Origin of the sequence: Microbacterium sp. STF-2, assembly GCF_034650155.1 — a bacterium.
Lineage (GTDB): Bacteria > Actinomycetota > Actinomycetes > Actinomycetales > Microbacteriaceae > Microbacterium > Microbacterium maritypicum_A.
The window spans coordinates 112,441-129,255 of sequence record NZ_JARKMW010000001.1 but is presented as its reverse complement, the minus strand read 5'-3'; the positions used below and the strand labels follow the sequence as shown (position 1 = coordinate 129,255).

18 protein-coding genes are annotated in these 16,815 nt (G+C 66.3%); 9 read left to right on the top strand and 9 right to left on the bottom strand.

The window, feature by feature from the left end; translation table 11 throughout:
- Positions 1-2: 2 nt before the first annotated feature.
- Positions 3-728, bottom strand: a complete 726-nt coding sequence (locus tag MicroSTF_RS00610) for a hypothetical protein (RefSeq protein WP_322952835.1) — start codon at positions 726-728, stop codon at positions 3-5.
- Between the two features lie 88 nt (positions 729-816).
- Between MicroSTF_RS00610 and MicroSTF_RS00605 the strand changes: the two genes are divergently transcribed.
- Complete coding sequence (locus MicroSTF_RS00605; protein ID WP_322952833.1) at positions 817-1,755, top strand: 5'-3' exonuclease; 939 nt, start codon at positions 817-819, stop codon at positions 1,753-1,755.
- A gap of 23 nt (positions 1,756-1,778) precedes the next feature.
- Here MicroSTF_RS00605 and MicroSTF_RS00600 read toward each other — a convergent pair whose 3' ends face one another.
- Together MicroSTF_RS00600 and trpD are read right to left on the bottom strand one after the other, a co-directional pair.
- Positions 1,779-2,765 (bottom strand): PHP domain-containing protein, encoded by a 987-nt coding sequence (locus MicroSTF_RS00600; RefSeq protein WP_322952831.1) that lies wholly within the window; start codon positions 2,763-2,765, stop codon positions 1,779-1,781.
- Positions 2,766-2,767: 2 nt separating this feature from the next.
- Positions 2,768-3,838, bottom strand: a complete 1,071-nt coding sequence (gene trpD, locus MicroSTF_RS00595) for an anthranilate phosphoribosyltransferase (protein ID WP_029258329.1) — start codon at positions 3,836-3,838, stop codon at positions 2,768-2,770.
- Between the two features lie 288 nt (positions 3,839-4,126).
- Here trpD and MicroSTF_RS00590 point away from each other — a divergent pair, with 288 nt between their 5' ends.
- From MicroSTF_RS00590 to MicroSTF_RS00560, 7 genes are all read left to right on the top strand, one after another.
- Positions 4,127-4,684, top strand: a complete 558-nt coding sequence (locus MicroSTF_RS00590; protein WP_208323613.1) for a cytochrome c oxidase subunit 3 — start codon at positions 4,127-4,129, stop codon at positions 4,682-4,684.
- Between the two features lie 20 nt (positions 4,685-4,704).
- On the top strand, positions 4,705-5,508 hold the full coding sequence (locus MicroSTF_RS00585; protein WP_029258331.1) for a c-type cytochrome: 804 nt from the start codon (positions 4,705-4,707) through the stop codon (positions 5,506-5,508).
- Positions 5,509-5,544: 36 nt separating this feature from the next.
- Complete coding sequence (locus MicroSTF_RS00580) at positions 5,545-6,621, top strand: ubiquinol-cytochrome c reductase iron-sulfur subunit (protein ID WP_021201548.1); 1,077 nt, start codon at positions 5,545-5,547, stop codon at positions 6,619-6,621.
- Positions 6,618-8,429 (top strand): cytochrome b, encoded by a 1,812-nt coding sequence (locus MicroSTF_RS00575; RefSeq protein WP_021201549.1) that lies wholly within the window; start codon positions 6,618-6,620, stop codon positions 8,427-8,429. The genes MicroSTF_RS00580 and MicroSTF_RS00575 overlap by 4 nt, the downstream gene beginning before the upstream one ends.
- Positions 8,430-8,509: 80 nt before the next feature.
- Complete coding sequence (locus MicroSTF_RS00570; protein ID WP_322952825.1) at positions 8,510-8,914, top strand: RidA family protein; 405 nt, start codon at positions 8,510-8,512, stop codon at positions 8,912-8,914.
- Complete coding sequence (locus tag MicroSTF_RS00565; protein ID WP_292769134.1) at positions 8,911-9,432, top strand: GNAT family N-acetyltransferase; 522 nt, start codon at positions 8,911-8,913, stop codon at positions 9,430-9,432. The genes MicroSTF_RS00570 and MicroSTF_RS00565 overlap by 4 nt, the downstream gene beginning before the upstream one ends.
- 212 nt (positions 9,433-9,644) lie before the next feature.
- Positions 9,645-10,064: a rhodanese-like domain-containing protein gene (locus MicroSTF_RS00560; protein WP_029258334.1), complete on the top strand. Its 420-nt coding sequence runs from the start codon at positions 9,645-9,647 to the stop codon at positions 10,062-10,064.
- 65 nt (positions 10,065-10,129) lie between these two features.
- Here the strand turns inward: MicroSTF_RS00560 and MicroSTF_RS00555 are convergent, their stop codons facing one another.
- The 5 genes from MicroSTF_RS00555 to MicroSTF_RS00535 all read right to left on the bottom strand — a co-directional run bounded on the left by MicroSTF_RS00555 (position 10,130) and on the right by MicroSTF_RS00535 (position 15,184).
- On the bottom strand, positions 10,130-10,564 hold the full coding sequence (locus tag MicroSTF_RS00555; RefSeq protein ID WP_021201553.1) for a cytochrome c oxidase subunit 4: 435 nt from the start codon (positions 10,562-10,564) through the stop codon (positions 10,130-10,132).
- Between the two features lie 3 nt (positions 10,565-10,567).
- A complete protein-coding gene (gene ctaD, locus MicroSTF_RS00550; protein WP_021201554.1) occupies positions 10,568-12,301 on the bottom strand; it encodes a cytochrome c oxidase subunit I in 1,734 nt (577 codons plus the stop codon).
- A gap of 3 nt (positions 12,302-12,304) precedes the next feature.
- Entirely contained in the window at positions 12,305-13,207 is a 903-nt protein-coding gene (coxB, locus tag MicroSTF_RS00545) for a cytochrome c oxidase subunit II (RefSeq protein WP_029258335.1), read from the bottom strand.
- A 140-nt stretch (positions 13,208-13,347) separates the two neighbouring features.
- On the bottom strand, positions 13,348-13,710 hold the full coding sequence (gene erpA, locus MicroSTF_RS00540) for an iron-sulfur cluster insertion protein ErpA (protein WP_017830247.1): 363 nt from the start codon (positions 13,708-13,710) through the stop codon (positions 13,348-13,350).
- A gap of 70 nt (positions 13,711-13,780) precedes the next feature.
- Positions 13,781-15,184: a dipeptidase gene (locus MicroSTF_RS00535; protein ID WP_322952821.1), complete on the bottom strand. Its 1,404-nt coding sequence runs from the start codon at positions 15,182-15,184 to the stop codon at positions 13,781-13,783.
- 46 nt (positions 15,185-15,230) lie between these two features.
- Here MicroSTF_RS00535 and MicroSTF_RS00530 point away from each other — a divergent pair, with 46 nt between their 5' ends.
- Positions 15,231-15,803 (top strand): DUF3043 domain-containing protein, encoded by a 573-nt coding sequence (locus MicroSTF_RS00530; RefSeq protein WP_029264925.1) that lies wholly within the window; start codon positions 15,231-15,233, stop codon positions 15,801-15,803.
- On the opposite strand, the gene MicroSTF_RS00525 is transcribed toward MicroSTF_RS00530, so the two are convergent.
- Positions 15,778-16,815 carry a quinone-dependent dihydroorotate dehydrogenase gene (locus MicroSTF_RS00525; RefSeq protein WP_322952819.1) on the bottom strand — a complete coding sequence of 346 codons (1,038 nt, stop codon included), beginning with the start codon at positions 16,813-16,815 and terminating at the stop codon, positions 15,778-15,780. The two genes, MicroSTF_RS00530 and MicroSTF_RS00525, sit on opposite strands and share 26 nt — an antisense overlap.

Below are 16,815 nucleotides of genomic sequence, written 5' to 3'. Positions count from 1 at the left end.
GGCTAGCGCGCGACGGTCACGACGACCGGGGCGCCGCCCGCATCGACGTACCCGGCGAGCGTCAGTTTCGCGTCCTGGTCGATGCCCTCCGCCGTCACGAACGTGATCTGCGGAACCAGATCCATCGTGCAGACCTCGTTCGCACTCTCCTCGAGCCGAACGATCGCCTCGTTCTCGCTGACGGCCTCGACGGCCCCGGAGGCAGGCATGCAGGTCGACGATCCCCAGGTGAGGACCGCGAGTTCATGCGCGTCGATCCATGCCGCCGCGGGTGTCTGCTCGGGCATCCGATCGGCCGGGATGATCTCTCCTGACACGAGTCCGGGAAGCGTCAGTTCCGTGGTCTCTCCCCCGGGATCCGTCACTGTCAGCTCGACAGGTCGCGAGGAATCGAATGCCGCCGGCAGCCCGACGTACATCCCGTGAGCGGTCTGCACTGCCGCGCACACCTCATCCGTGCCGTCGACGAGAACGAGCTCGAGCGATTGGTCCCCCGCGACGATGTCCCCGATCTGCGGAGCGCACGCATCGCCCCACGTCTTCACGACGAACGACGTCGCATCCAGCCATGCCGCCTGCGGTGCGTACGTCGTGTCGGAGGTGTCCGGAGCGGACGTCGATTCCGGGACAGGAGAGGTCCCCGCCGACATGGCGCATCCGCTCAGTGCCGCAGCGAGCACCACCCCGCCCAGGGCGAGGGACGAGAACGTGCGAAGAGAAGCTGTCATACCCGTGAGTGTCGCAACCGCGCGGATCGTCTCACTCTCCGGCCCGCGACCACCGGCCCGTGTCGCACGCCCGTGCCAGACTGTGCTGGTGACCGATCGCCTCATGCTGCTCGACACCGCCAGCCTCTACTTCCGCGCCTTCTACGGCGTCCCCGACAAGGTGACGGCGCCCGACGGCGCTCCGATCAACGCGGCGCGCGGTCTGCTCGACATCATCGCGAAGCTCGTCACGCTCTACGAGCCCACCCATGTCATCGCCTGCTGGGATGACGACTGGCGCCCGCAATGGCGCGTCGATCTGATCCCCAGCTACAAGACGCACCGTGTCGTCGAGGTCGTCGAGGTCGGACCTGACATCGAAGAGGTCCCCGACCCCCTCGAAGCGCAGATCCCCCTCATCCGGGAGACGCTCGCCGCGATCGGGATCCCGATCATCGGGGTGGCGGAGCACGAGGCCGACGACGTCATCGGCACGCTCGCGACCGGAGCGACGATGCCGGTCGACATCGTCACCGGAGACCGCGATCTGTTCCAGCTCGTCGACGACTCCCGCGATGTGCGGGTCATCTACACCGCGCGCGGCATGAGCAATCTCGAGGTCGTGACCGATGCGACCGTGGTCGCGAAGTACGGGGTGCTCCCCTCGCAGTATGCCGACTTCGCCACCATGCGCGGCGACGCCTCAGACGGTCTTCCCGGTGTGGTCGGGGTCGGTGAGAAGACCGCCGCGACGCTGCTGCAGACCCACGCCGATCTCGAGGGCATCCGCGCGGCCGCCGAGGCCGGAGAGGGCATGAGCGCCGGGGTGCGGGCGAAGGTGCTGGCCGCATCCGCCTACCTCGATGTGGCCCCCACCGTGGTCGCCGTCGCCACGTCGCTTCCCATCACGACGCCCGATATCCCGTTGCGGGTGCTCGATCCCGCGGAGGTCGATGCGGCGACGGCTCTCGCCGAGAAGTGGAACCTCGGCGGCTCGATGACGCGCGCGGTGGCAGCGGTGTCGAAGGCCGCCCTCGCGTCCGGCTGACCCCCGGTCAACCGCAGCTGCACCTATTCCGCCCAGGCGAGAAGCCGGGAGAGTCCCCAGGTCGTCACGATCCGGGAGGCGGGAATCCCCGCGCGCTCGGCTCGCTCCGCGCCGTGATCCAGCAACGAGAGCTGACCGGGAGCATGCGCATCCGAGTCGATGGAGAACAGGCATCCGGCTTCGAGCGCGATAGCGATCAGTTCATCCGGCGGATCCTGACGCTCGGGGCGCGAGTTGATCTCGACCGCCACCCCGTTGTCCGCGCAGGCGGCGAAGACCGCAGCCGCGTCGAACGCCGACTCCGGGCGGGTCCCTCGTTCCCCCTGCACCAGGCGCCCGGTGCAGTGCCCGAGCACGTTCACCCTGGGGTGCGACACCGCGGCGATCATGCGTGCGGTCATCGGACGCGAGTCCATCCGCAACTTCGAATGCACCGATGCCACGACGATGTCCAGTTCGCGGAGAAGCAAGTCCTCCTGGTCGAGAGCACCGTCCTCGAGGATGTCGACCTCGATGCCGGCGAGCAGGGTGAAGCCGTCACCGGACTCCGCACGCACCAGGGGCATCTGCTCCCGAAGCCGCTCGGCCGAGAGCCCTCTGGCCACCCGAAGACGCGGCGAGTGATCCGTTATCGCCTGATACTCATGGCCCAACGCGCGAGCTGCCGCTGCCATGACAGAGATGGGAGTAGTGCCGTCGGACCAGTCGGTGTGAGCGTGCAGGTCGCCGCGCAGCTTCGTGCGCAGCAGCGAGACACGCTCAGGTTCGACGTCGCCACGCAGCTCGACGAGGTAGTCCGGCACCTGCCCGGCCTGCGCCTGACGGATCACCGCGAAGGTGGATTCTCCGATGCCCTTCGCCGCTCTCAGGCGGGTGGGATCGGCCCGGACGTCGTCCGGGAGATCCTGCAGGGTCGCGGCAGCCTGACGAAAAGCCTTCGCTCGGTACCGTGAGGCCCGCTCGCGCTCCAGAAGAGAGGCGATCTCCAGCAGGGCGTCGACGGGATCCACGGTCACTCCTTCGGGGCCGCCAGCTCGCGACTGACGGAGATCCACTGGTCGAGCTTGGCCAGGGCACGGCCGTCGTCGACCGCCGCCGATGCCTTGTCGTACCCCTCGCGCAGTCGTTCGAGGATCGGGCGCTGCACCTGCATGGCGTCCTGGGAGAGTTCGAACGCGACGATGCCCGCCGCCGCATTGAGCAGCACGATGTCGCGCACCGCCCCGGTCTCCCCCGCCAGCGTCCGTCGAAGCACCTCCGCGTTGTGCTGCGGAGATCCGCCGATCAGGTCGGCCAGGTCGGCGATCGGGATGTCGAGGTCACGGGGGTCGAGGTCGTGCTCGTGGATGTCCCCGCGGGTGACCTCCCAGATGCGGCTGTGGCCGGTCGTGGTGAGCTCGTCGAGTCCGTCGTCGCCTCGGAACACCAGCGCGGTCGCGCCGCGGGTCCGGAAGACGCCGGTGATCAGCGGTACGCGCTCGATCTGCGCGACGCCCACGGCGTTTGCTTCGGCGCGCGCGGGGTTGCACAGCGGCCCGAGCATGTTGAAGACGGTGGGAACCCCGAGCTCCGCGCGGACGGATCCTGCGTGCTTGAAGCCGGGGTGGAACGCGCCCGCCCACGCGAAGGTGATCCCGGTGCGGTCGAGGATGGATGCGACGGCGGCGGGGTCGAGTGACAGTTCGAGGCCGAGAGCACCGAGCACGTCTGAGGATCCGGATGCCGAACTCGCGGCACGGTTGCCGTGCTTGACGACGGGCACGCCGGTGGCGCCGATGATGATCGCCGCCGTGGTCGAGACGTTCACCGTGCCGACGCGGTCGCCGCCCGTCCCGACGATGTCGAGCACATCAGGAGAGACGGGAAGAGGGACCGCGGCCTCGAGGATCGCGTCGCGGAAGCCGACGATCTCGTCGATCGTCTCCCCCTTGGCACGAAGAGCGACGAGGAATCCTGCCAGCTGGGCCTCCGTGACGCTGCCCTGCATGATCTGCCGCATGGCCCACGTCGACTCCCACACGCTGAGATCGCGACGCTCCAGAAGAGAGGTGAGCACGTCGGACCAGGTCAGGGAATCAGCCATGTGTGCGATCCTATCGGCGCAGAGAAAACATGCAGATGCTTCCGAACACACGTGCACCCCACCCCCACCCCTTGTTTCCCGCGGATTCACCGGGTATTCGCAGTGTTTTCTTAGGGTCTCCTAAGTCGTCGACCGGCAACTCGAAGGTCGCTGGTGCAAGAATCACGCCCGCGGATCGGCCATAATGGAGGGGTGACGACCTCAGCGACGTATGCCCCGGCGGCGAGAACGATTAAGCGGCCCAACCCGGTAGCTGTCGGCACCATTGTGTGGCTCGGCAGTGAGGTGATGTTCTTCGCGGGACTCTTCGCGATCTACTTCACCCTCCGCAGCACCTCCCCGGAGCTGTGGGCGGCCCGGACCGAGCTGCTGAACGTCCCGTTCGCCGCAGTGAACACTGCGATCCTCGTACTCTCCTCGTTCACGTGCCAGATGGGCGTGTTCGCGGCCGAGGACCTGCAGCCCTACAAGATCGGCAAGGGACAGAAGAACGGCGCCGGACGCCGTCGCCTGTTCGGATGGGGAATGGTCGAGTGGTTCTTCCTCACCTTCGCCCTCGGCGCGATCTTCGTCTCCGGCCAGGTCTGGGAGTATGCCCAGCTCGTTGCTGAGGGCATGCCCATCAGCGCTGACTCGTACGCTTCCGCGTTCTACCTGACGACGGGCTTCCACGCCCTGCACGTCACCGGCGGACTGGTCGCGTTCCTGCTCGTCATCGGACGCGCATACGCCGTCAAGAACTTCCGGCACAAGGAGGCGACCTCCTCGATCGTGGTGTCCTACTACTGGCACTTCGTCGACGTCGTCTGGATCGTGCTGTTCCTCGTTATCTACTTCCTGAAATAAGAGCGGAGCTGATCCCCGAGATGGCACGAGAGAAGAAGCGCCGTTCCAGCGGTCGTCGCAGCCCTTTGGCGGCGGCCGCGCTCATCGGCGCAGGCCTCATGATCACCGGCGCCGTGTACGCCGGCGCGACCGCTGCGTTCGCCGCGACCGACACCCAGTCCGCGGCGACCTCGCAGTTGACCGTGGAGGACGGCAAGAAGCTGTTCACGGCCAACTGCGCCACCTGCCACGGTCTCGACCTGCAGGGAACCGCCAACGGCCCCAGCCTCTACGGCGTGGGTGAGCTGGCGACCGAGTTCCAGCTCTCGACCGGCCGCATGCCTCTGCAGATGCAGGGCCCCCAGGCGCCGCAGAAGGCCCCGCAGTTCACCGAGGACCAGATCCTCGCGATCTCGTCCTTCGTCCAGTCCGAGGCTCCCGGCCCGACGTTCCCGTCGGACCACATCCTCGACGGCAAGGGCGATGTCTCCAACGGCGCCGAGCTGTTCCGCGTCAACTGCGCGATGTGCCACAACGTGGCCGCCGCGGGTGGAGCGCTCACCGAGGGCAAGTACGCCCCCGGACTCAGCGAGACCAGCGCGCTGCACATGTATGCCGCCATGGTCACCGGCCCCCAGAACATGCCGGTCTTCGGCGACATGAACCTGTCCGACGAGGACAAGCGAGACATCATCTCGGCGCTGCTCTTCCAGCAGCAGTCCGTGCAGATCGGTGGCTTCTCGCTGGGCTCGCTCGGTCCGGTCTCCGAAGGCCTGTTCGTGTGGATCTTCGGTATCGGCGCGCTCGTCGCCGTCACCGTGTGGATCACGGCGAAGTCCAACTGACGCTTAATCATCGAAGAGGAACGTACGAGGAGCACCATGGCACACGACGACGACTCGCAGGCTCTTGACAGGGCCTACCAGCCCTCTCCGGGGCTGGGTGTCGCAGTCAGCGATCCCGTGCAGAACCCCGGGCTTCCGCCGCACCGCGAGCGGATGACCGATAAGGACCCGCGCGCCGAGAAGGCCGCTGTCCGCACTGTCTACACGCTGTTCTATCTCTCGCTCGCCGGCAGCATCTGGGCGGTCGCCGCCTACATGCTGTTCCCGATCGAGAGCGGCGCGCTCATCGACATCCGGCAGAACAACCTCTTCATCGGTCTCGGCATCGCGCTCGCGCTGCTGGCCCTCGGCATCGGTGCCATCCACTGGTCCAAGGCCCTCATGTCCGACAAGGAGTTCATCGAGCACCGCCACCCCACCCGTGGCAAGGACTCCACGCGCGAAGCGGCCATCAAGGCCTTCTCCGACGCGAATGAAGAGTCAGGCTTCGGCCGTCGCTCGATGATCCGCAACTCGCTTTTCGCCGCGATCGTCGCCTCGATCATCCCCGGCGTGACGCTGTTCCGTGGCCTGGCGCCGCACTCCACTCCGGAAGACCCCACCGCGGGCGACCCGGTCGTGCTGCTCAAGCACACCATGTGGGAAGAGGGTGCGCGCCTGGTGCGCGATCCCGACGGCACCCCGATCCGCGCGGCTGACGTCACCCTGGGTTCGGCGTTCCACGTGATCCCGGAGGAACTCGCCACCCTCAGCCACAGCGACGGCTACCTCGAAGAGAAGGCCAAGGCCATCGTGCTGATGATGCGCCTGCGCCCCGAGCAGCTGATCGAGGCCGAGGACCGCAAGGACTGGTCCTACGACGGCATCGTCGCGTACTCCAAGGTCTGCACGCACGTCGGATGCCCTGTGGCTCTGTACGAGCAGCAGACCCACCACCTGCTGTGCCCGTGCCACCAGTCGCAGTTCGACGTCACGGACCATGCAAAGGTCATCTTCGGCCCGGCGGCTCGTCCGCTGCCGCAGCTGCCCATCACCGTCGATGACGAGGGCTACCTGGTCGCACGCAGCGACTTCAAGGAACCCGTCGGCCCGAGCTTCTGGGAGCGCCATTGAGCACCGCAACGCTGTCCAAAGAGGACAAGGACACCAAAGCGCCCCTCGGCGGTCGCTTCGTCGGTGCCGCGTCGAACTACATCGATGAGCGCACCAGCCTCTCCGGCTTCGTCAAGGAGCTCGGACGCAAGATCTTCCCCGACCACTGGTCGTTCATGCTCGGCGAGATCGCGCTCTGGAGCTTCGTCGTGGTGTTCCTCTCCGGAACCTTCCTGACGTTCTTCTTCCAGGCGTCCATGGTCGAGACCCACTACACCGGCGCCTACGCTCCGATGCGGGGTATCGAGATGTCCGCGGCGCTCGAGTCGTCGCTGCACATCTCCTTCGATCTGCGCGGTGGACTCCTGGTCCGGCAGATCCACCACTGGGCCGCCCTCGTGTTCATCGCCGGCATCGGCGTGCACATGCTCCGTGTGTTCTTCACCGGTGCCTTCCGCAAGCCGCGTGAGCTCAACTGGGTGATCGGCTTCATCCTCTTCATCCTCGCGATGGCCGAGGGCTTCACCGGATACTCGCTTCCCGACGACCTGCTCTCGGGCAACGGCCTCCGCATCATCGACGGCATGATCAAGGGTCTCCCCCTGATCGGCACCTGGACCTCGTTCCTCCTCTTCGGTGGCGAGTTCCCGGGTACCGACATCGTCGGACGCCTGTACACGCTGCACATCCTGCTGCTGCCGATGCTCGTCATCGCGCTGATCGTGGTGCACCTGATGCTCATGATCATCAACAAGCACACGCAGTTCGCCGGCCCGGGCCGCACGAACGACAACGTCGTGGGCTACCCGATGATGCCGGTGTACATGTCCAAGATGGGCGGATACCTGTTCATCGTCTTCGGCACCATCGTGTTGATCGCGACGTTCTTCCAGATCAACCCGATCTGGAACTACGGTCCGTACGACCCGTCCCCTGTCTCTGCCGGCACCCAGCCCGACTGGTACATCGGCTTCGCCGACGGCGCCCTGCGTCTGGCACCGTCGAACTGGGACATCGTCTTCCTCGACCACACCTGGTCGTTCGGCATCATCGCCCCGGTTCTGGTCCTCGGCCTGTTCATCGTGGCGGTGGCGATCTACCCCTTCATCGAGGCGTGGGTCACCGGAGACAAGCGCGAGCACCACATCGCACAGCGCCCGCGCAACGCCGCGACGCGCACGGCGATCGGTGTGGCCGGCGTCATCTTCTACGCCGTCCTCTGGGCTGCAGCATCGTCCGACCTCATCGCGACGCACTTCATGCTCACGATGGAGGGCGTGATCCACACGCTGCAGGCCCTGCTCTTCCTCGGGCCGATCCTCGGTTACTTCGTCACGAAGCGCATCTGCATCGCGCTGCAGAAGAAGGACCGCGAGATCGTTCTGCACGGTTTCGAGTCCGGCCGCATCGTCCGCCTCCCCGGAGGCGAGTTCATCGAGGTGCACCAGCCGGTCGACAAGTACGACCGCTGGAAGCTGATCGACGTCGACACTTACGAGCCCCTCGTGGTGCGCCCCAATGACAAGGGCCGCATCCCGTGGACCGAGAACCTCCGTTCCTCGATCTCCCGTTGGTTCTTCGAGGACCGTCTCGCCCCGCTCACGCAGGCCGAGGTCGAGGCGGCGGATGCTCACCAGCACCACGTCACGGCTCACAACGACGAGACCGAGGCTGCAGAGATCCAGGGCGCCCACGAGCGCGCAGGATTCCCTGACGCCCCGCTCACGGTCGATGAGACCCACGTCGACGAGACGCCGAACACGCCGAGCACGGTCATCGCGACCGAGCCGGTGAAGAAGCCTCGCAAGAAGTCGGAGGATGGCGAGTAGTCGCCACTCCCCCACTGATGAAGGCCTCGTCCCTGCGGACGGGGCCTTCATCGTTAATCCCCGAATGAGAGGATCGATCCATGTCGTCCGTCGTCCAGCTGATCCGCGGCACCGCCCTCGCCGAAGTCCCCTACGCCTACGCCGCGACCGCACCGGCCGGCTCACGCCTGATCTTCCTCGCCGGCGCGTGCCCGCTGAACGACGATGGCACGACTGCTGCACCCGGTGACTACGCCGCTCAGGCGGCCAAGTGCGTAGAGACCCTCCAGGGGGCGCTCGAGATCGCCGGCGCGACCATCACCGACGTCATCAGCACGCGGGTACTCGTGGCCTCCTCATCGCAGGCCGACCTCGTCGCGGCCTGGGATGTCATCCATGCGGCTTTCGGCGCGCACGACGTGCCCAGCACGCTCCTGGGCGTGACGGTGCTCGGCTACGACGAGCAGCTGGTCGAGATCGAAGCGATCGCGGCTGTCGCCGAATGAGCATCAACGTCGTCGTCCGCCCGGCCGCGCCCGACGATGACGCGGCAACGGAACAGATCGAAGTGGCCGCCGATGCCCTCCTCATCGAACGGTTCGGAGCCGTCGACTGGCCTCCCCCGACGCCCCCGCAGGAACGCGCGTCGATGCCGGGCTTCGTCCTCGTCGCCGAACACCACGACGGGACCACCACGACGCCGGTCGTCGTGGGCTTCGTGCACGTGCTGGAGCTCGACGGCCACGCGCATCTCGAGCAGCTCTCGGTGCTTCCCTCTTACGGACGCCAGGGAATCGGTCGTGAGCTCGTCACGGCCGCGCTCACGGAATCGCGCCACCGGGGTCATACCGAGATCACCCTTCGGACCTACATCGACGTGCCCTGGAACGCCCCCTTCTACACGTCCTGCGGCTTCGTCGTGAGCGAGCCGGACACCCCACTGCTCCGAGATCTGGTCCAGGTCGAATCCGCGCTGGGCCTCTTCGAGCACGGACCGCGCACGCAGATGACGGCTGTGCTCTGATTCACGGCTGTGCTCTGATCCACGGCTGTGCTCCGATCGGTAGCAGTACGTCGATCGTCGAACGCGCCGCGATCGACGACGGCACTTCTGCCGCTGACCTCGCCCGGCCGCCCTGGCTGGCGTATACCCCCGGCTCCGGCATTGACCGCAATCCGTCGCTGAGCGGCTGGATTCCACCGGATGGTTCTCGCGTGTCTCCGTAGGCTGGAATCATGATCGATCGTGCCGAGTTCTACGCAGCCAAGTTGACCTATGAGACAGACCCCAGCGATGTGCACGCGGCGCTCAAGGCCGGCGAGAACATCGTCGTCGTCGACGTCCGCTCCGACGAGGCGTGGGCCCAGGGGCGGATCGCTGGTGCCGTGCACATGCACTACAGCGAGATCGCCTCGCGTGCTGCCGCCGAGATCCCCGAGGGTACGGACGTGGTCGTCTACTGCTGGAGCCCCGGCTGCAACGCCGGCGCCAAGGGCGCGCTCGAGTTCGCCCGCCTCGGATACGCCGTACGCGAGATGATCGGCGGTTTCGAGTACTGGGTCCGGGAGGGTTACGCGGTCGAAGACAGCGATGGCGTCCACCACCGCCCCGTGGATCCGTTGACCGGCATCGCACGCATCCGCGCCCACGCCTGATCACAGCCCCGGCGCACGAAGAAGGCCCCCGGATTCCTCCGGGGGCCTTCTTCCGTGCAGCTGGGTCAGCGGGCGAAGTTGCCGCGGTAGTACTCGTACACCCAGCCGACGATCGCGACGACGAAGATCGCGAGGCCGATGGGCAGGAGGAAGTGCCCGACCGCGAGCCCCACCACGAAGACTCCCGCCGAGGCAGCGAGGACGATGGGCCACCAGGACCACGGGCTGAACTCGCCGAGCTCCGGGTCACCGTCGTCGATGTCGGACGTCAGGATGTCTTCGGGCAGCTCACCACGCTGCGCCTTGTGAGTGCGATCGAGATAGAACGCGATCATCGCTGCCATGAAGGCGGCGAAGAACAGGGCGACCGTACCGACCCACTCGATTCGCATCGCGAAGTTGTCGTTCGGTGTGGCCAGGATGTGCCAACCGGTGTAGACGACTCCGACGAGAGCGAAGAACGCCGTCAGGATCCACCAGAGAATGACGTTGTCGCGCATGACTTAGTGGGCCTCTCGCTCGCCGGGAGCCGTCGTGGCGAACTCCGCAGCCTCCGGGTGATTCAGGTCGAACGCAGGCCGCTCGCTGCGGATGCGCGGGATCGACGTGAAGTTGTGACGCGGGGGCGGGCAGGACGTCGCCCACTCGAGCGATCCGCCGTAGCCCCACGGGTCGTTGACCGTGACCTTCGGAGCCTTGCGGGCGGTGATCCAGACGTTCAGGAAGAACGGCAGCATCGAAGCGCCCAGGATGATGGCACCGATCGTCGAGACCTGGTTCTGCCAGGTCCAGCCGTCGGCCTCCGAGTAGTCGGCGTAACGACGCACCATGCCGTCGACGCCCAGCCAGTGCTGGATGAGGAAGGTCATGTGGAAACCGATGAACAGAAGCCAGAAGTGCACGTAGCCGAGGCGCTCGTTCAGCATGCGTCCGGTCCACTTCGGCCACCAGAAGTAGAAGCCGGCGAACATGGCGAACACCACGGTTCCGAACACCACGTAGTGGAAGTGGGCGACCACGAAGTACGAGTCGGACAGGGCGAAGTCCAGCGGCGGAGCCGCGAGGATGACACCGGTCAGACCACCGAAGACGAACGACACGAGGAACCCGAGGGCGAAGACCATCGGAGTCTCGAAGGTGACCGACCCTCGCCAGAGGGTACCGATCCAGTTGAAGATCTTCACACCCGTCGGCACGGCGATCAGCATCGTCATGAGCGCGAAGAACGGCAGCAGGACCGAGCCCGTCACGTACATGTGGTGAGCCCACACCGCGACCGAGAGAGCGGCGATGGCGATCGTCGCGTAGACGAGGGTCTTGTATCCGAAGATCGGCTTGCGGCTGAAGACCGGGAAAATCTCGGAGACGATACCGAAGAACGGCAGCGCGATGATGTACACCTCGGGGTGACCGAAGAACCAGAACAGGTGCTGCCAGAGCAGAACGCCGCCGTTGGCCGGGTCGTAGATGTGAGCACCGAGGATGCGGTCGGCCGCCGCGGCGAAGATGGCTGCGGCAAGCACCGGGAACGCCATCAGGATCAGGAGGCTCGTGATGAGCGTGTTCCACGAGAAGATCGGCATGCGCCACATCGTCATACCGGGGGCACGCATCGTGATGATCGTGGTGATGAAGTTGACGGCACCGAGGATGGTTCCGAATCCGGAGATGCCGAGACCCACCATCCAGAGGTTTCCACCCGCACCCGGCGAGAACGATGCCCCTGCCAACGGCTGATAGGCGAACCACCCGAAGGACGCCGCGCCCTGCGGGGTGAGGAAGCCGGCCACCGCGATCGTGGAGCCGAACAGGAAGAGCCAGAAGGCGAAGGCGTTCAGACGCGGGAAGGCGACATCAGGGGCACCGATCTGCAGGGGCAGGATCGCGTTGGCGAAGCCGGCGAACAGCGGCGTCGCGAACATCAGCAGCATGATCGTGCCGTGCATCGTGAACAGCTGGTTGTACTGCTCCTTGGTCGGGATGATCTGCATGCCCGGCGCGAACAGCTCGGCACGGATGACCAGTGCCATCACACCACCGAGGAGGAAGAACATCACCGACGCGATCAGGTACATGTACCCGATGGTCTTGTGGTCGGTGGAGGTGATCCACTTGACGACGATGTTGCCCTTCTGCTCGACGCGCGAGGAGCTCATGAGAGCGGCCTGGCGTGCGGGCAGAGTCTGGGGACGCGAGCGGGGAGACTCGTCGGTACGGGGAGCTTCTGTGGTCGACATGGCTTACTCCCCTCCTTCCTCGGTGTCGGTCTTCGGGGTGGTCCCCGGAAGGTTCGAGAGACGGTCGTAGGCGCCGGTGATGTCACCGGTGTTGCCCTGCTCCTCGAGCGACGCGAGGTAGGAGTCGTACTCGCTCTGCGAGACGACCTTCACGTTGAAGAGCATCATCGAGTGGTACTCACCGCAGAGCTCGGCGCACTTGCCGGCGTACTCGCCCTCACGGGTGGGGATGAACGACCAGGAGTTGTCCTTCCCGATGAACATGTCCTTCTTGTACAGGAAGTCGATGATCCAGAAGGAGTGGATGACGTCGCGCGACTGAAGGTTGATCGTGACCTTCTTGTCGACCGGCAGCACCAGTGTCGGCAGCTGCGCCTGATCGATGTTGCCGTCCTTGTCGGGCTGGGCCTGGATGCCCATGGTCCACACGGCGTCGGAGTTGTCCTTCTCGTCACCGTCGTACTGGAAGTCCCACGCCCACTGCTTCGCGATGGCGGTGATCTCGACGTCGGGCTCGTCCCACTTGGCCTCGATCTCCGTCTGATCGCGGGCGGTGAAGAAGAACATGCCCAGAACCAGGATGAGCGGCACGATCGTGTAGAAGATCTCGATCGGCATGTTGTAGCGCATCTGCACCGGGAGACCGGTCTGGCCCTTGCGACGGCGGTAGGCGATCGCCGCCCAGGCCATCAGGCCCCAGGTGATGATGCCGACGGCGAGAAGCACGATCCACGAGTTGACCCAGAGCGACGAGACACGCTCGGTCTGGTTGGTGGCCGCGGGTCCACCCTCCACGAAGCCCGGAAGAAAGCCGTTCAGCTCGGTGGGAGAGCATCCCGCCAGGGCCAAGGCTGCCGCAACTCCCACAGGGAGGGCGGCCCAACGAAGGCTGCGTTTCGAGGGCACGATGCACCTTTCAGATCGCGAACAGAGCACACCCAAGTCTAGGGCAACCTCACACCTGATTCATGCCATCCACGCAGGTTGTGGAACCAGAACGGCCGCCGTCACCGATGGTGACGGCGGCCGAGTCGGCAGAGCGAGGATCAGTGGAAGCTGTCGCCGCACGCGCAACTGCCCGCTGCATTGGGGTTGTCGATCGTGAACCCCTGCTCGGAGATCGTGTCCTTGAAGTCGATCGCCGCACCGTCGAGGTACGGGACGCTCATGTTGTCGATGATCACCTCGACGCCGTCGAAGTCGACCGTCTCGTCGCCCTCGAGATAGCGCTCGTCGAAGTACAGCTGGTAGATCAGGCCCGAGCATCCGCCCGGCTGCACGGCGACACGCAGACGCAGGTCGTCGCGGCCTTCCTGCTCGAGGAGGTTCTTCACCTTCGTGGCAGCAGCGTCGGTCAGGGTGACGCCGTGTGCGCGGGTGGTCTCTGGGGAGAGTGTGGTGTCGCTCATGTCGCTCCTTGTGACGGGCCGCAGGTGCACGGCTTCTCGGATGATTCTACCGCCGCAGACGCTGTGAGGCTCAGAGTTCCGCCTCATTCATGCGGGCCAGCAGCAGCGCCTCGGTCGCGACCGCATGACGGAACGTGTCGAGGTGCAGCGACTCGTTCGGGCTGTGTGCCCGCGAATGGGGATCTTCGACACCGGTGACCAGGATCTGTGCAGCCGGGAACTCTCGCACCAGATCGGCGATGAAGGGGATCGATCCCCCCACGCCCAGATCGACCGGAGCGACTCCGTAGCCGTCACGCATGGCGTCGCGGGTGAGGGCGACCGCCCAGCCGCTCGTGTCCACCAGGAAGCCGTCGCCGAGATCGACATCCGAGAACGTGAGCTCTGCTCCGAACGGCGCATGCGCACGAAGGTGACTCTCGAGTGCGTCGTAGGCTTCCTGACCGGTCTGCCCGGGGGCGACGCGAGCGCTGATCACGACGGTCACCTCGGGGAGCAACGTGTTGGACGCCGCCGCGACGCTCGTGGCATCGATACCGATCACCGTGACCGACGGCTTGTTCCAGATGCGGCTGAGGATCGTCCCGTCACCGATCGGAGTGGTGCCGGGCAGAAGTCCGGCCTCATCGCGCAGAGTCGCCTCGGTGTAGTCCGGCGTCGGCGCATCGCGCTCCGCCATTCCCTCGACCGCCACCGAGCCGTCGGCGTTCCACAGCGTGGACAGCAACGTCACGGTCGCCATCATCGCGTCGGGCACCGCGCCACCGAACATCCCGGAGTGCGAGGCGTGGTCCAGGGTGCGCACGCGCATCGTGAAGCGCGCGTTGCCGCGGAGGGAGACGGTGAGACCAGGAGTCACGGAATCCCAGTTGCCGGAATCCGCGACGACGATGGCGTCAGCGCGGAGCGCATCCTTGTTGTCGGAGAGGAACTGGGCGAATGAACGGGATCCATACTCCTCTTCGCCCTCGATGAACATCGCGATACCGAGCTCGAGGTCATCGCCAAGCACCTCGCTCACCGCACGGATCGAGGCGATGTGCGACATGATCCCGGCCTTGTCGTCTGCCGCTCCACGTCCGTAGAGACGCCCGTCGCGTACGGTCGGCTCGAACGGCGGCGTCTCCCACAGGGCGTCATCCCCAGGAGGCTGCACGTCGTGGTGCGCATAGAGCAGGATGGTGGGCTTGCCGTTGCGTGCCGCGCGGGTGGCGAGGACGGCCGGCTGTCCCTGCTCCTCGGTGCCCGGGATCGATGCGCGGAGCACGCGCACCTCGTCGAAGACCCCAGTGTCCGATGCCAGGGCCGCCACGGCATCCGCACTGCGTTGCAGCTGGGTCTGATCGAACGCGGGCCAGGCCATCCCCGGAATGCGAACGAGGTGACCGAGATCCGACAGCGCTGCGGGGATTCCGGTCGCCACCGCCTCGAGGACAGCGGCATCGGACTCACGGGGAGGAACAGGAGAGGTCATGCGAGTAATCTTAAGGTGATCCCCCGCCGGCGAACCGAGGAACTCCGTGTCCACTACCCCTGCCTCCCCTTCCACGAACGACGACGCCCCCGAGACGACTGCCGTCGGCAAGGGGCGCGCGACGCCGACCCGTGCGGAGCAGGAGGCAGCACGTCGCCGCCCCCTGGTCGCCAACACCAAGGAAGCGAAGGCGGCCGCGAAGGCGGACCTCAACGAACGTCGTGCCCGCGCCCAGGCCGGCATGGCCGCCGGCGAGGAGAAGTACCTCCCTGTCCGAGACAAGGGCCCGCAGCGCCGTTGGGTGCGCGACTACGTGGACGCCGGCTGGCACCCGGCCGAGTTCGTGATGGGAGTGATGGTGCTGGTCATCCTCGCCTCGCTCGTTCCGGCCAACACGGTCATCTCGTTCTACGCCTACATCGTCATGATGGGCTACCTCGTCATCGCCATCGGCGGCATGGTCCTGCTCGGCATGCGGGTCAAGCGCAAGGCCGCGGCGAAGTTCGGCAAGGATCGCCTCGAGCGCGGCCTCGGATGGTACGCCGCGATGCGCGCGCTCCAGATGCGCTTCATGCGTCTGCCGAAGCCGCAGGTCAAGCGCGGCCAGTACCCCGACTGAGCAGTCCCCTGTTGATCTCGCGGCCCCAGAACGGACCGCGGTACAGGAAAGCGGTGTAGCCCTGCACGAGGGTCGCCCCCGCATCGAGGCGCTCCTGCACGTCGGACGGCGCCTCCACTCCCCCGACGGCGATCACGCAGAAGTCGGAAGGAACCGCTTCGCGCACCACGCGGAGCACTTCGAGCGAGCGCTTCTTCAACGGCGCTCCGGACAGACCTCCCGCTCCGGCAGCCTCGACTGTGGCGGCATCCGTGAGCAGCCCGTCTCGGCTGATCGTGGTGTTGTGAGCGATGATTCCTGCGAGCCCCTCGGCTACCGCCATCTGCGCGATCGCCGTGATCTCCTCGTCAGAGAGGTCCGGTGCGATCTTGACGAGCAGCGGAGTGGCCCCGGCTGCCTCGCGCACGGCGCGCAACAGCGGCGCGAGCGTTTCCACGGCCTGCAGTCCCCGGAGGCCCGGGGTGTTCGGAGACGACACGTTCACGGCCAGATAGTCGGCGAGCGGAGCCAGCCGCGTCGCCGAGGCCACGTAGTCGGCCGTCGCATCCTCGACCTCGACGACTCGGCTCTTGCCGATGTTGACGCCGATGATCGTGTCGGGAGCCCCGCGACGCAGGCGTGCGAGACGACGTGCCGCTGCATCCGCACCCGCGTTGTTGAAGCCCATCCGATTGATCACGGCACGGTCCGCGATGAGACGGAAGAGCCGCGGCTTCGGGTTGCCATCCTGCGGTATCGCGGTCACGGTGCCGACTTCCACGTGCCCGAAGCCGAGAGCCGCGAGTCCCCGCACACCCACCGCGTTCTTGTCGAAACCTGCGGCGACGCCGAACGGTGACGGGAACGTGAGACCGAGCGCTTCGACGCGCAGCGACGGGTCGGGACGAGTGATCGCACGCGTGGCCCACGAGAACGGGGGCACGCCGAGAACGCGGATCACCGCCATGCCGGCGTGGTGGGCGAACTCGGGATCGAAGCGCGAGAGGACAGCGCGGAAGAGCAGCGGATACAT